Genomic DNA, 14,839 nt, shown 5'->3' with positions numbered 1-14,839 from the left:
GGGGCTGATTTGCTTCGTGGTTCTAGGGAGTACCTGCTGCTCTTTTCTCTTCTTCCTCGATAGCCTTAAGCAGTTCGCGATTATTGTGCGCGACGAGCCAGTCTCGACTTGCGAGCACGATTTCAAATTGCCGCTGTAGGTATCGGTTCGTGACGCGGCGACCCGTATGGTCCTGTAGATAGCGGGCGGGATGCGCGAGGTTACGCATCATGCGAACCAATTCCGCATAGTCCCCGACCTTGGCTTTGCGCCAGTTCCAGTCTGAGTTGAGATCAAGTGCGCTCGGAAGCCAGCCCGTTGCCTTCGCCACGTTCAGAAGGTCCGCCAGATCCCATTTCAGGAGCGGCTTTGCTTTGTTTTTCGACATGGGAATCTTGCCAGTCTTTTCAGCTTCCTCCGCATAGAGATCGATTATGTTCATCAGCAGCGCCTCTAGCGCCGAGCCGAGCATCACACATCCGGCGAGGTAAGCTTTAGCCTTTTCGCAGCGAAGCGCTTCTTTCCAATAAAAAAGCTGTAGCCGGGAGAGTTCTTTCTGCTCTTTGTCCGTGAGTGGGGTGATGGTCATTGTGGCCTTTGTATACTAGTGCGACGCAAAAGTCATGCTTAGGCATGCCGTTCCCGCGCCTCAGCTTAACGCGTGATAAAGACATTGTCATTTGCTAGCGTGGGCGATAATAGGTCCATCCAAAGCAAGGCTGAGCGGAGACAACCGAGTGAAAGACCTGGCGAAATTCGACGCACAGTACGACAGCTCTCACGAAGACACGGCGCTTCAGACACGCGGGTTGTTTCTCCGCAGGTTCCCACTGCATTCCCTGGACAAGCTGATGCTCGATGACTATGTCGTCGGTCATAATGAGCCGAGCTTTTGCAATCTGGTGGAGTCAGGCACTAAGATGTGGGCCAATATTCAAGGTGCCACCTCGTTCAAATTCGGCATTTATTTTGGCAGGACGAAGAGCGATCCCACTCGTAAATACCGTTTCGCGGAGAAGTTCGGCACGAGCGAGAAGGAAGCGTTCGCAGTGGTAAAAGCCGCGTTGCTCGATCTGGTCGCGCTCGGTGCTGCACCGAGCCCCGATTTTGTAGCAATTGACGCCAATCCCTTATCGCAGATGTTCAAGGCAAAGATTCTGAGCCTCTATTATTCCGAGCGTTTTTTAGCTGTGTGCAGTCCCGAGCATCTGGATATGCTGGGCGAGATCATGGGCTTTGATGTAAACCTACCCCGCAGCAAGTATCAGAACCTCTTGCTCAAGGCGAAGAGCGGCAACTCCTTGACTGCGAAGTGGAGTGAGCCCAAGTTCATGGCCTATCTATACAAGGTCTATGTACGCGGTGATCGAGCAATTGGGTCTCCTATCGACAAACCACGAGTGAAAAAACATCGTCGTGTGGACTTTGAGGAGATGCAAAATCAAAGGTCTAAAATTGGACGAATTGCGGAAGAATATGCGCTCGCATGGGAAAAGGAGCGACTTATTGGTGCGCGGCTCGAACATCGGGTCAAGAACATCGAAGATCGCCGGGATCACCCCGGATATGGTCATGATTTTCTATCATTCAACACAAATAATAAGCATCGTTTCATTGAAGTGAAGTGTGTTGCCAAGCTGAGCGACGGCCACCGGTTCTTTCTCTCGGACAACGAACATCAAACGTCGTTGACCAAGGAACATCGTGAGGCTTATTATTTCTACCTCGTATTTTTGGGCAGGGACGGCAGACCAGCGGACCTGCTCGCGGTGCTTGCGGAACAACTCTATCCGAAGGCTGAGATGTTGCCATCCTCATATGAGGTTAGGTTTGATCGGTGTGAGTTTCATAAAACCGCGGAGTGAACGGCTTGCGCGCCCCGGGATGGAACACAAAAGGCCCTAGCCGGTAACGGCGTCGAAGTCGTTTGTTTATCACTCCCTAGCACCCTTGGGAGAAAAATCTGATACCGGCATCGATTGTCCGCTCACTATCAGAGTGAGGGCAACGCAGGTAATGAGAAACGCGCTTGTGTTGATTCACTGGGCCACCTTTTAGCCTATCTTGAACACCCAAACTTGAAGCTCCTGTAGCCGTTGGTGTCCTGAGCGGAGCCGAATGGATGCGCGACAGGGAGCTGTCATGCTTGCACCCCAGACAACGTTCTTTGGAAACCATACGCTTCGACCAAGAGGACAAGGCATGGCCCCGATCAAAGACTTTACTTCCCCCGATAAGCCTTAACCGCCTTACCCTTACCCGAAAAATCCTTCCCCACCGGATCTTTCTTCAGCGCCTTCAACCCCGACACCACACTCTCCGCATTCATCTCAGCCCCCGCCAGCGTCGTATGCGTGTGCGGATCGCCGAACAGCGGTTCCACCCCAGCCTCACCCAGCGCATCGTACTTGCGCGCAGTAATCTCGTTCAGATCGATGAAGCCGACGTGCTCCGTATCGGCCACTTCCCTTGCCCACCCGCCATACGAACTCGCGCCGCGAACAATCTTCCCGTCCTTCCAGGTCTTGCGCGGCACCAGCGAGCAGATGATCGGCGTCGCTCCCTTGGCCTTCGTCTGCTCGACGTACTGCGCCATGTACCAGCCGAAGGTATGCACCACCTCATGCTTCTTCAGGATCGGATTTTCGATCTCCTTCGACTCATCGCCTACACCGTTGATCGTGCCCCGCGCCCGCGCCGTGTCATCCAGCGATCCGCTGTCGTTATGCCCAAACTGGAACAGCACGACATCGCCCGGCTTGATCAGCGCCAGCGTCCTCTCCCAGTGTCCTTCGGTGATATAGGTCCGCGAGCTGCGGCCCCCAATCGCCCGATTGACGACATTCACCTTCGACGTATCGAAGTAGGAGACAAAAGGCTCGCCCCATCCCATCTGGTTGTTCGCGCCGTCACCATGACCATTGCGCACCGTCGAATCCCCCACCAGGAAGATCGTCGGCAGAGACGAGTTCGCAGGCACCGGCAAAACGATATTGGCCGAACGGCCCGGATCGGTATCGACAACCGCAGATCCAGAGTGCTGCAGCGACATCCGCTTCAACTCGCTCGCGGCCAGCAGGAATCCACCAACCCCATACGTATAGCTCGCAGAGGGCAGATATAGCGCAGGCTCAGGCCCCGTCTGTTGAATGCAACCCAGCCGTCCATCGGCATAGACATGCTGCAGCATGCCACCCCAGGCCTTGGTAATCACCGGCCGGTACGTCGCGCCGTCCAGTACGCCTTCATTCACGCCCCACGTCATCGCATAGACAAACAGCGCCGAACCCGACACCTCCGGAAGCGGATAATGCTCGGGGTCCAGCAGGCCTGCGCGCCAGAGGCCGTCCGTATCCTGCAACTGCGCGACCCGCGCCGACATCTCCCGCAACTGCTCGACATAGAACGCACGGTGCGGATCGTTCTTCGGCAGGTACTGCAGCACCCGCACGATCCCGGCCATCACCCAGCCCTCGCCGCGCGACCAGAAGATCTTCTTCCCGTTCGCCTCGCGCTTCGTCTGGTAGCTGGCATCGCGCGCATAAAGATGCTCGTCCTTGTCCCACAGCGTGTCGTAGGTACGCTGCCACTGCGTATTCAGATAGTCGATGTACTTGTGATCGCCCGTCGCCTCGGACATCCGTACCCACACTCCCGGAGCCATAAACAGCGCATCGCACCACCACCACGGAATTCTGGGATCGCCCGGCTTCAACGTGGAGAGACCAATGACCGAGTCGAGATCGGCACGCGTTGGCGCAATCATCGCCGGGTCTTTCTTGCCGTCGTGCAGATAGAGCTCGAGATAGGTCTGTCCCACACTCTGGTCGTCCGCATTCGGCAGGCGGTTGCGCAGCGACCAGTCGTACTTCTTCGCCATCTCCCTCATGGCATCGCGATACTTCGCATCTCCCGTCGAGTCCGACGCCGCCATGAAGCCGCTATACAGCACGCTCCACGTCCAGATGCGATCGAAGTACGGCTGCGACCGCGCCAACTGCCAATCCGCCACCTTGCGCGTGGCCGCATCGATGGCGGCGGGCGTAAGGTCAGGCGAAAGATCCGTCGCCAGAGGACCGGGGTCTGCCGGTGAATCTCCGAAGTGCCGCGAGGTGTCCTTATCGATCCCGGCCTGCTGCGCCGCCGTGGGCAGAGGATACTTCTGCGCACTCATGGCTCCCTGCACAGTCAGCAGCAGCATCGCAGTAGCAAGAACGCACTTCGTCGATCTCCCGGTCATCTCAATCTCCTCTATCCATCTCTCCGCAGTCGAAACCGCGCCAACAAGCTGTTACTTCATCTCCAAAAGATGCACTCCACCGAGAATCCCTGAAGGCAGTGGTTGCAGATTATCCATGTCCTGCGGGATAAACCGCTGACCATAACGCGCCCACAGCAGACGGTAGTCCGCAGGAGCACGCCCCGCCAGCTCGTTGATAGCGGTATTGGAGATGCGAATCTCGATGTGGTTCTCACCAGCGTGAAGCTCTCCGCCGAGGTCGAGCACATACGGCGGGTGCCACACCGATCCAATCCGCTTGCCGTTCACACTGACAACAGCAGCCTCGCGTATCGGACCATCCAGCAGCGCACGCGTTCCGCTTTTGATCTTCGGATCGACACTCACCGGCGTCCCTTCGCCAAAGTCCAGCACCAGCCGCTTGGCTCCGGCAAGATCGGCAGCGCTCAGCGTCACGCTCTTCGTATAGACAGCCTCACCGGAAAAGAATCGCGTCCCCGGATCATCCGTCCAGGAGGCAGGAGCATCGAGAGAATGCTGTGTCTTCTCCGAGCCAGGAAAGCGAACCTCCCATCCATGCGATAGATCGGCGATCATTCGTCCCTTGTCGATGGATACAGCCTCAGGCGCGGCAAGAGCCGTATCGCTGAACACGATCACACGAGACTCATAGGGTGCGAGTTCCATCTTGACGGGCCCAGATTGTAGGCTGTTCGTCACTCCCGTAAACGGGTTCCACGAAGAGGCAAACTTGCGGTTTGCCCGGAACGTGGCCGTCGCATTCACCGCATGGTTCGACGTGTTGGCCACGAAGTAGAGATCCGCCCCCTCCAGCTTGCGATGCAGGAAGCCAACGACGTCCGAACCGCTCGACAGCTTTATATCCGGTTGCACCGCCTGCTGAAGGGCCGCGCCAAGTCCGTCCTCTTGCGAGACCACTTGCGCATGAGAACCTGCGAAGAGCGCCTTCGACAGACTCTTTACCTCTGCCGTTACCTGTTCAGCATGAACAAATCCCGGCGCAAGGTCCGGCGTCGAACCTACCGCAATGACTTTGCCGCCGTGCTCTGCATAGGCTGCAATCGTCTTCAACGTCTCCGGCGAGAGACGTTCGACATGCGGCAGGATCAACACAGGATACGGCACACCCACCTGTTTAATCGCTTCCGCATCGATGTAGTCGACGTTGTATCCCGCGCTCAGAATTCCCTGCATCAACCCCGGAGAGATGAGCTTCTTCATCTCATCCGAAAGGCTCACCGTGCCTGGCTTGAAGTTCGCATAGGCATCGTCGTTCGGCAGCAGCACTGCTACATCATTCGCCGGCTTGCCCTGCCGCAGTAGGTAGCTTACGCGTTGCAGATACTTCGTGACGTCAGGCATCACGCTCCACCAGGGATTGTGATCGTTGAACACAGCAGCCGCGTAGAACGACCATCCCGGCTCCGCAACACCCGGCGGAGTATACGGCCAGCCATGCCCGATCAGCTGATTGACGCCTTCCAGAAAGAAGCAGTCGGCCTCCGCCTTCATGTCCAGAGGCGTCGCGCGGAACGCCGGAGAGTGCAGCCACGTCCACGTCTCCGCGGAGGTAACCGGACGCCCATAAATATGGCTCGCCGAAGTGGCCCAGCGCGTAAACGAAAAGCTCTTCCACTGCGGCCCCTCGCCCTCCGGCAGGGCGACCAGGTTGTTGCTGGAGAGCGAAACCGCCGGATGACCGTAGGTCTGCGAGCGGAAACGCGTGTGGTGCGCAATCGCCCAGTCGTTCACCGGAGTCAGATAGCGCTCGTCCACCAACTCCGTCAGAGTCACGCCCCAATCGTGACGCAATGCTCCGCTGATAGTGCTGGTACCGCTATAGAGCTGCGGCAGATAAGGCGCGAGGTCGTATCCCCGCCGCCGCTGAAACTCCGCCAGCAGATCGGGCGTCCAGTCGGCGTTGTAGACTTCGAGGCTGTCGCTGAAGACCGCGTAGGGTGGCTTGTCTCCAAAGGCCGTCATCAGCCGGTCGGCAACCGTGTGCAGATGATTGTCGACCGCCGTGCGGCTGAAGTGGTCGAGCACAAAACCATCGGCATCGACCGCCGCACGTTTGACCTGCTGCCCGGTGCCCGTCGCGACAAAGAACTCGACGACACGAGCCTCAGGCTTCGGAGCAAGCGCCATGCGCCCGTTACTGACCTCTTCCGTAAGCCGCGTCATCTTGTCGCTATCGAACTGTTTGCCCGCTCCATCGGCGATAAAGGCCGCAACCAGGCTTTCGCCATTGCCGATCGCGGGAGCCACGACGAAATCCGCACCCGGCGCAACCTCCACCGTAATCGCCTTCAACTGCTCCGAGGCCTGATCGATAGGAACATGCGGTCCGCCATAGGGCCAGCCGCTGGCCAGCGTCATGTCGACGCGCATGCCATTCTTATTGGCTGTCTCCGAGGCGAACTTCACCGCATCGAGAAACTCATCGGACAGATACGGCAGGTTGCGAAAGTTCTTCGTCTGGTCGTCGAGCGCCATCGGATACACCGGCTGAATCTCAAACCCACCGATACCGCCGGCCTTCATCGCAAGAATCTCGCGCTCCAGCTCAGGCTTCACCACTCCCGGCCCGAACCACCACCAGCGCATCATAGGCCGCGCATCATCAGGCGGCGCAACAAAGCTTCGCTGGACACTAGCAACATCCACGGGACGTTGCGCGACAGCATGAACGCAAAGAATGCCGCAGCTCAAGACAATCAACCCAATGCTTCTCAATCCACGTCCCTGCTGTGACTGTCGCAGCCGCATTCGTTCCCTCGCAGTAAAGCTGTGCTGACGTGCCCTCAGACACCGATTAACCTCTGGCGTAGCGAGCGATTTTGCAGCGTGATAATGATGTCACACCAGAATCAATAGGGCAACTCTTTCTATAGAAACATTTCAATCAACAGAAAAAGATCAATCTCCCCCGGAATCCGACCCTTTGCACCCAATCTCACCTCTCATAAGGAGTCTGAATATCAACAAACGGAGTTCCCGGAAGAGCTACTAAATCAATCGCATCAGGTTTCTCCGGATTAAAACGCTGCTTAGGCAAACGCAGATAATGAACAAGCGGCGACTTCTCTCGCTGTAGTCCAAGAACGATGCACCGCGCCAATTCATAAGCTCCATAGTTATTGAAATGGGTATCGTCGTGCAGTGCTTCTTTCTGATTGGGATAAGTATTTGCCGGCGCATAGACAAACAGGATTCGCGAATCCTTCTCTCCAATGGACTCGTAAAGGGTTTTGCTCATCGCATTCAGATCCAGCAGCATAACGTGTTCAGTCTCTGCGACTGCTCGCATCGTTTGCGGGTAAGGAGCCAGAGTGTCCCGAACATGTCCCTGCTCGTCGAAGGTGCGCCGATTCATGCTCGTCACCAGAACAGGCGTAGCACCGCGTTCCCGTGCCATCGCAATGTATTTATGCAAGAGCCCGGTATACATCTCAGGAGAGACATATCCCCCGCCCGGTTTCTGATCGTTATGCGCAAACTGAAAGAAAAGGTAGTCTCCCTTCTTAATCACGGAAAAGATCTTTGCAAACCGCTGCTCCCCTTCGAAGCTGCGAATCGTCTCGCCAGATTCAGCATGGTTCGCTACGGCTACTTTTGTGCCGAAGAAAGCAGGCAGCATCTGTCCCCACGCAGCCCAGGGCTCGTTGTCCTGATCCACAACGGTAGAGTCCCCCGCAAGATAGATCGTCGGAGTATCGGCGGCTACGGGACTGATACTGATACTCCGCACAGAAGGTTGCTGCCCGGAGAACTCGAGGGTCAGCTTGTCGTCCCAGTCGAGGGAACCGATCTCTCGCGGCTTGCGCTTCACAACGCCTCCCGTAGAGATCTCCGGACGCCGGACATTCACAACAAAACTCTCCGTGTGAGAGTGCCCGGCAGATGTCGCGATCCTGGCCAGCATAAGCCGGCGAGACTCTGCCCTGACTGTCGTAACCGCATCCGCGGCTCCCCCGAGAACGACGGTAACTTTGTAGTTCTCTTCCGCCACGGGAGCCGAGAAGAAAAAAGCCTTGCTGGAGGTACAACCAGCAGCGTCTATCTGTTCCGGCAACATGTTCAGATCAAAACCACCGGCAGCGGAGGTATAGATAGTGTTTCGCGTAAGAGCAATGCTGGATTGCCCTTTGCCGTTGCGCCCACACGTATAACTCTGCGCCAGCAGGGCCGGCGAGAGGAGCAGAAGGATACAAAGTCTCTGAAGCATCGAATTCTCCGGAAGTACAAATTGAGAGTCTTATCCCATGTGACGCACGGTCAGCAACGGCAAACGTACATTGGCTGGCTGCATGCAAACAAACACAATGGAGTCGGCAAAGTCAGAAGGCTCCATCATGCGTGAGTTCTCCACGTCTGTCACCAGCCGGCCTCGTCCTACGGCAAACTCCGTCTTCATGCCTCCCGGACAGAGCGTGGAAACCTTGATCCCATGGGGACGAAGTTCATGATCGAGCGACTGCGCGAAACCGACCTGAGCAAACTTACTGGCACTATAGACAGCCTCATTCGCAGCCCCCGCAAGACCGGCCACCGACGACACAAAGACGAGAACACCGGAACGCTGCGCAATGAAGTGCGGAACAACCGCACGAGTAAAGAGAAACGAGCTGCGCATGTTGCTCTGCATCAGCTCGTCGTACTCCTCGATGGACGTATCGACTAAAGGCTTGTAGTTTCCCTGGCCCGCATTATTGATGAGGATATCCACTCCACCGAAGTGTTCAAGCGTCGCATCCAACACTGCCGATGCGGTCTCCGAAGCTCCTGCATCGCCCACCGAATAAATACAGTGTCCCCCTGCCTCTATGACTTCAGCCTGGAGTGCCTGCAATCGCCCTTCCCGCCTCGCTGTCGCCATCACCTTCACGCCCTCGGCCGCTAACGCTTTCACGGTCGCCCAGCCGGCTCCGGAACTTGCTCCGGTTACGATCGCTCTCTTTCCCTGAAGAGAGCTCCTCATCTTCTCCATACTCACTGAAAATGCCTCCGTGGATGTCATCGTTATCGGGAACGATGCTCCAACAACCGTTATGCTCCAAGAGTCTCATGAGGGCAGCATGAGTCTCTGAATTTGTCCGTCTCCAATACCATCCACGACCTTCACAGGCTTGGCCATAATCTGTACCTGTGCTGGCTTGAGTCCGTCGCGCTTGGCCATAATCGTAAGAGTGCCGGGAGACAACGTAGCTCGCACGGCAATACGATTGATGCCACACTCCGTGTTCAAATACAGGTTATTGGTCGAGTCCGTCTTACCGCTGTTGTATCCACCACGCCATATCCCTGGCCCAGTCAAAGTGAAATCAACTCTGGCATCGTCAGTAGGCACACGCCTTCCCTGCACGTCTACCACCTCGACATCGACAAGGACTACGTCCTGGCCATCGGCCTGAAGTCCCTGTGGACCTACGATGGGCGTCAGCCGTATCGCTGCAGGAGATCCAGCTGTCAGCAACTCCTGGTCGACCACAGCCTTGCCACGGATACGGCCTATCGCCTTCAGACTTCCCGGAGCAAACTCGACAGCAGGAAACGCAAAGACATATCCATCGTCCGGCTTATTATTTGTGCCAATGGATTTCCCGTTGAGGAACAGCTCCACGGATTCCACATTCGCTACGACGTAGATCGTCTTCACCGTCTTCTTTGCCTGTGCCCCTACTGGATAACTCCAGTGTCCGAGGATATGAAGATCCTTGCTCTCGCTCTGCATTACGCGATGCGCATAATAGATCTCCTTCGGCAGACGCACAGCATCGACCTTGCCGCTGACGCGAGCGACCTCGCTTGAATTCTGCCGTCCATCCGCATTCGAATCGGAGAAATAAATTGAGGCATATCCCGACCACTTCGAATGTGCCGGGTCAGTATTCGAGATGCGATTCTGCCAATACGCCCAGTAGCGCTTAATGCCAGCCAGCGCAAAGCTCTCCGAGGTGTATTCGTACGTATCCTCTGGCCCTTTCTTAAAGCCAAAGTACGGTGGAGAGTCATTGTCCCAGAAGCGTCGTGCGCCTTCATCCCGGAAATCTTCGGTCTCGATGATGGGGCCGCGGTCACGACGATCGGCACTATATCCCCGAAATATCGCACTCTTCCCTTCTAGCTGGTCCGTCTTTGGATCTTGCCCCAGCATGACGCCAAAATATTCCGCAATGGGTGAAATCGCGCTATTGGCCGCATCGTCACTATTGCCGCGGGCACCGATGACACGTTCCCCTTCGGGATCCCATTGCTTACGCAGCGCAACCATCTGCTGCATGTGCTCTGTGGTGACTACGGTGTTACCCGCCTCCCAAAACAGGATGCTCGGATTGTTGCGGAAGTAGATCATTGAAGCGCGCATCACCTCAAGACGCTGCTCCCAGCGGCGACCCTGCGTATCGGCCTCTTTATCTCCCGCTGGACAAACCTGGATCACGCCATAGCGCGCCATCGCATCCGCATCTACCTTCTGAGGAGACACATGCATCCAGCGAATGTAATTGCCATGGCAGGCACGGATCATATTGGCGGTGAAGTCGTGCATCCAATCCGGATAAGCCTGCCCCAGACTAGCCCACTCATCGCTCGCACGCTGCGCAAAGCCCTTCAGATAAACGAACTTGTCGTTCAGGTAGACTCCGCCGGTTCCAGCACCACCCCTAAACTCAGCCTTGCGGAATCCCGTCGTAGTCCTCTCCACATCCACGACTTTTCCATCGACCTTTAAAACGGTGTAGACGTCATACAGATAGGGATCTTCCACGCTCCAAAATCGTGCATTCTTCAAACCACCACTTGCAGTGATGACGGTCTTCTCTCCTTCGACCATGTCAACCGAATTGCCATCGAGTTGTGCGATCAGCCGTCCACTTGCATCTACGACCACAGCAGATAACTCGACCGTGGCGCGGTCTCCTGAGGCATTCTTCACCTGCGACTCCACCGTCACATCGGCGAGCATCTTCGCAATATCGAAGTTCCCCGAATACACATACACGCCGGTAGTCGCAAGCCCGTAGTACAACGGCAATGTCTGGTAGATCTTCCCTGTCACATGCAGCCACACATGGCGATTGATACCGCCATAATCCGGGTTAAAGTCGTTGGCGTTCCATTGAAATGTGGTGCCCGTCGCGCGCTCCGGATAGTTCGTCCGGTTGTCGACCTTTATGGCCAGCACATTCTCCTGCGCGCCAAACCTCACGGCATCGGAGATGTCGATCCCATAAGCGGTAATCCCATTCTCATAGAGGCCAACAGCCTTTCCATTAAGGAAGATATCGGAGGCCTGGCGCATCCCTTCGAACTCAAGAAAGATTCTGCTACCCGCTAGACTCGCCGGAAGTTTAAAGTACTTGCGGTACCACGAGAGCCCTTTGTAGGGGCCTCGATCGCCACCGCTGTGGGAGATGATCGTTCGAAAGGAATCGACATCATTGAACGTATGTGGCGTACTCACCGTGGCCCAGTGCCCATCGTCGAACTGCGGAGCCTCGGCGCCCACCGCATCCTCACGAAGAAAGCGCCAATCGAGATTGAAGTCCAACTTCTCTCGGGGAGAGGACGGTGGATTGTACGTCTGAGCCTGTTCCGTGGCAGCAAAGACAGGGAGGCCGGAACAAAGAATGGCAGGCAATCCCGCAGCGGCTACAGCCGCGGCAGCAAGAAATTCACGGCGGGAAGAGGTATTAGACATGGGTTCCCCGGTGCTTTCGGAATCAGAAGCCGTCGTGGCGAACCACAAACACGCTCCCGCATTACGCTGATCATTGTAGTACAGGAATTTTTTCAATAGGAATATATCGAATCATTCCCTCCCCCAAACAACGATCAGGACGGCAGGTGTAATGCATCTGGGGAATTATTTCCCTACCAAACTGCCGAAAGGGTATGATCGTCGGCATCGAAACGCTGAGCACAGGTTCCATCGGGTTTCGTGAATCCCCTGTTATCGGAGTCTGCCCCTTGATCGCCCCGCTTCGTCTCTCATTCGGCAATCGATGCCGGCGCACTACCGGTCTTGCCCTTGCGGCGTCCTTCGTATTTTTCATGCCGACTCTGGTACCGGCAGCTCGTGCTGCATCCGGCACCAAGTCGAAGAGTCCGATCCTGAGCTCGACCAGGCAGGTACGCAACTTCAACGACGCATGGAGATTTCTGCAGAGCGATGCGGACCATGCCGAAGAACCTGGCTTTGATGACAGCAAGTGGCGGTCGCTCAGCGTTCCACATGACTGGAGCATTGCAGGTCCGGTCGCCAAATCCAGTCTGACCGGACAGGGAGGAGGCTACTTCCCCAACGGCATCGGCTGGTATCGCAAGGAATTTGCGCTCCCACAGCAGGACTCGCATCGCCACCTCTACATCGTCTTCGATGGAGTGATGGCTAATAGCGACGTCTGGATTAATGGATTTCACCTAGGACATCGCCCAAATGGTACGGTCAGTCTTCTCTATGAGCTCACAGGCCACCTCCGGTTTGGGCTCAGAGCTCATAACGTGCTCGCAGTTCGTTGCGATAACGCGCAACAGCCCGCTTCACGCTGGTACGAAGGCGCAGGCATCTATCGCTCCGTACGTCTTGTGTCGACAGAGGATCTTCATCTCGATCCCTGGAGTGTCTTCGTTACTACACCCACCATCACTGCCGACAAAGCTATTGTTCATGTGCAGAGCACAGTTGTGAATGAAGGCTCCCCAGAGAGAAATACAGCACTAACAATCTCACTCATCGGCCCTGATGGCCGTACAGCCGCCATGCAGAACGTGCCTGCGCAAAATATCGCCAAGGGCGGCACCGCACAGTTCAACGCCGACATCAATCTCGCGAAACCAACGTTGTGGGACATCGACAATCCGCAGTTATATCGCGCCATTGTGCAGGTAAAATCCGGTGGCACAATTACCGATGACGAACAACAGCAGTTCGGCATTCGAGAATTTCACTTCGACGCCGATACCGGCTTCTGGCTCAACGGCCGCAATTTCAAGCTGAAAGGAGCAGCGCTCCATATCGATGGTGGAGCTGTCGGTATCGCTGTGCCGACCGCAGTCTATGAGCATCGCCTGCTCGCATTGCGCGCGCTTGGCGTCAATGCCATTCGCACCGCACATAATCCTCAATCACCTGAGTTCCTCGACCTCTGCGATCGTCTCGGCTTTCTCGTGATGGATGAGATGTTCGATGCCTGGACTGTCGGCAAGAATCCCTACGACTACCACCTCTTCTTCCAGGAGTGGTCTCTGCGAGACACGCGTGACGCCGTCCGTCGCGACCGCAATCATCCCAGCATCATCCTCTACAGCGCCGGGAATGAGATTCATGACACGCCTCACGAAGAGTTGGCCCACAAGATTCTTTCCTCTCTCGTGGCTACCTTTCATGAGAACGATCCGACGCGCCCCGTCACGCAGGCACTATTTCGCCCTAACGTAAGCCATGACTATGACAATGGCCTTGCGGATCTGCTCGATGTCGTCGGGCAGAACTATCGCGAAAAAGAGATTCTGGCCGCGCACGAAGCGAAGCCCACACGCAAGATCGTCGGCACGGAAAACGGCCATGATCGCGACATCTGGCTCGCGCTTCGTGATCATCCACCCTACTCAGGCCAATTTCTTTGGACAGGTATCGACTATCTCGGCGAAGCTCGTGAAGGCGGCGACTGGCCCCTTATCGGCAATGGTTCCGGTCTTCTGGATCGCACTGCCTATCCGCGTGCCCGTGCCTTTGAGCGTCAGAGCTGGTGGGCATCGCAGCCCAATGTCCACATGGCTCGCCGTATCGCGCCCACCGAACATTTATCAGGCGACCCGGGCTACGAGTCGGCGCCGCTCCGATTCCGACAGTCTCTTTTTCTCGACTGGACACCACAGAATCCAGCACCACATGACGAATCGGTCGAAGTCTATACCAACTGCGAAGAGGTTGAGCTCTTCCTCAATGGGGTCTCACTCGGGAAGCAACAATTGCATCCCGATGCCTCCGCACTTATCTGGAAGGTCGCGTATGCCCCAGGGACTTTGAAGGCTGTCGCCTACAACCACGGCCAGCAAGTTGCCGAAGATGAATTACACACGGCAGGCGAGGCCACACATCTTGTTTTATCTCCAGAACGGAACACAGTCTCCGCAGGGACGGAGGATCTCGTCTATGTTGAAGCCTCTCTGGGCGATCGGAACGGAAATAAAGTACCGGACGCGTCCACACTCATTCATTTTTCAGTGAGCGGACCTGGAACGATTGTCGCCGTCGACAATGGCAGCAACGCCGATCATGATTCGTTTCAGATTCCTCAACGCCACGCTTATCAAGGGAGAGCCGTTGTTCTCGTTCGTGCCACTGCAGCTAAAGGAACGATTCAAGTAACAGCCTCGGCTCCGGGCCTCACGAACGGCACCACTTTACTCAAAGCCATACCCATCAAACCAGCCTCTTTTATTCGTTCTTTTTGATCGCGCGGGCAGTCCGAACGATCGAACAAATTCGCTCCAACCTCGCTCACGGCGGCTTACATGCCCCGCCGTATTCCTATGCGCAAAAGTTCGAAGTCAAGCAAGGCTCATTGCGTATATTGCCTAATGGGAAACTAT

Annotated in this window: 8 protein-coding genes; 2 read left to right on the top strand and 6 right to left on the bottom strand. The window is 56.1% G+C overall.

Translation table 11 applies throughout. From position 1 onward, the window contains the following. Window positions 1–22: 22 nt before the first annotated feature. Window positions 23–568 carry a hypothetical protein gene (locus tag ACIX8_RS11460; RefSeq protein ID WP_014265500.1) on the bottom strand — a complete coding sequence of 182 codons (546 nt, stop codon included), beginning with the start codon at window positions 566–568 and terminating at the stop codon, window positions 23–25. A 148-nt stretch (window positions 569–716) separates the two neighbouring features. Between ACIX8_RS11460 and ACIX8_RS11455 the strand changes: the two genes are divergently transcribed. Continuing rightward, window positions 717–1,844, top strand: coding sequence for a DUF3883 domain-containing protein (locus ACIX8_RS11455; RefSeq protein ID WP_014265499.1), 1,128 nt, complete (start codon window positions 717–719; stop codon window positions 1,842–1,844). Window positions 1,845–2,200: 356 nt separating this feature from the next. Here the strand turns inward: ACIX8_RS11455 and ACIX8_RS26195 are convergent, their stop codons facing one another. The 5 genes from ACIX8_RS26195 to ACIX8_RS11425 form a co-directional block, all read right to left on the bottom strand. Then, window positions 2,201–4,219, bottom strand: a complete 2,019-nt coding sequence (locus ACIX8_RS26195; protein ID WP_014265498.1) for a glycoside hydrolase family 88 protein — start codon at window positions 4,217–4,219, stop codon at window positions 2,201–2,203. 51 nt (window positions 4,220–4,270) lie between these two features. Beyond that, window positions 4,271–7,009 (bottom strand): glycosyl hydrolase, encoded by a 2,739-nt coding sequence (locus ACIX8_RS11440; protein WP_014265497.1) that lies wholly within the window; start codon window positions 7,007–7,009, stop codon window positions 4,271–4,273. A 187-nt stretch (window positions 7,010–7,196) separates the two neighbouring features. Next, entirely contained in the window at window positions 7,197–8,468 is a 1,272-nt protein-coding gene (locus ACIX8_RS11435) for a rhamnogalacturonan acetylesterase (RefSeq protein ID WP_014265496.1), read from the bottom strand. Between the two features lie 30 nt (window positions 8,469–8,498). After that, window positions 8,499–9,221 (bottom strand): SDR family oxidoreductase, encoded by a 723-nt coding sequence (locus tag ACIX8_RS11430; protein ID WP_014265495.1) that lies wholly within the window; start codon window positions 9,219–9,221, stop codon window positions 8,499–8,501. An 84-nt stretch (window positions 9,222–9,305) separates the two neighbouring features. Next, window positions 9,306–11,942: a DUF4982 domain-containing protein gene (locus ACIX8_RS11425; protein WP_150110580.1), complete on the bottom strand. Its 2,637-nt coding sequence runs from the start codon at window positions 11,940–11,942 to the stop codon at window positions 9,306–9,308. A 353-nt stretch (window positions 11,943–12,295) separates the two neighbouring features. On the opposite strand from ACIX8_RS11425, the gene ACIX8_RS11420 reads away from it, so the two are divergent. Beyond that, on the top strand, window positions 12,296–14,701 hold the full coding sequence (locus ACIX8_RS11420) for a glycoside hydrolase family 2 TIM barrel-domain containing protein (RefSeq protein ID WP_223295519.1): 2,406 nt from the start codon (window positions 12,296–12,298) through the stop codon (window positions 14,699–14,701). Window positions 14,702–14,839: the final 138 nt, after the last annotated feature.

The organism is Granulicella mallensis MP5ACTX8, from assembly GCF_000178955.2.
In the GTDB taxonomy this organism is placed as follows: domain Bacteria; phylum Acidobacteriota; class Terriglobia; order Terriglobales; family Acidobacteriaceae; genus Granulicella; species Granulicella mallensis.
Note: the sequence above shows the minus strand (reverse complement) of the source record. Positions and strands in the feature narration are given on the sequence as shown.

Bases quoted from the DNA above. Each gene is read 5' to 3' on its own strand.
- ACIX8_RS26195 (WP_014265498.1), bottom strand. From the start codon at position 4,219: ATGACCGGGAGATCGACGAAGTGCGTTCTTGCTACTGCGATGCTGCTG.
- ACIX8_RS11425 (WP_150110580.1), bottom strand. From the start codon at position 11,942: ATGTCTAATACCTCTTCCCGCCGTGAATTTCTTGCTGCCGCGGCTGTA.
- ACIX8_RS11460 (WP_014265500.1), bottom strand. From the start codon at position 568: ATGACCATCACCCCACTCACGGACAAAGAGCAGAAAGAACTCTCCCGG.
- ACIX8_RS11430 (WP_014265495.1), bottom strand. From the start codon at position 9,221: ATGAGGAGCTCTCTTCAGGGAAAGAGAGCGATCGTAACCGGAGCAAGT.
- ACIX8_RS11420 (WP_223295519.1), top strand. From the start codon at position 12,296: ATGCCGACTCTGGTACCGGCAGCTCGTGCTGCATCCGGCACCAAGTCG.
- ACIX8_RS11440 (WP_014265497.1), bottom strand. From the start codon at position 7,009: ATGCGGCTGCGACAGTCACAGCAGGGACGTGGATTGAGAAGCATTGGG.
- ACIX8_RS11435 (WP_014265496.1), bottom strand. From the start codon at position 8,468: ATGCTTCAGAGACTTTGTATCCTTCTGCTCCTCTCGCCGGCCCTGCTG.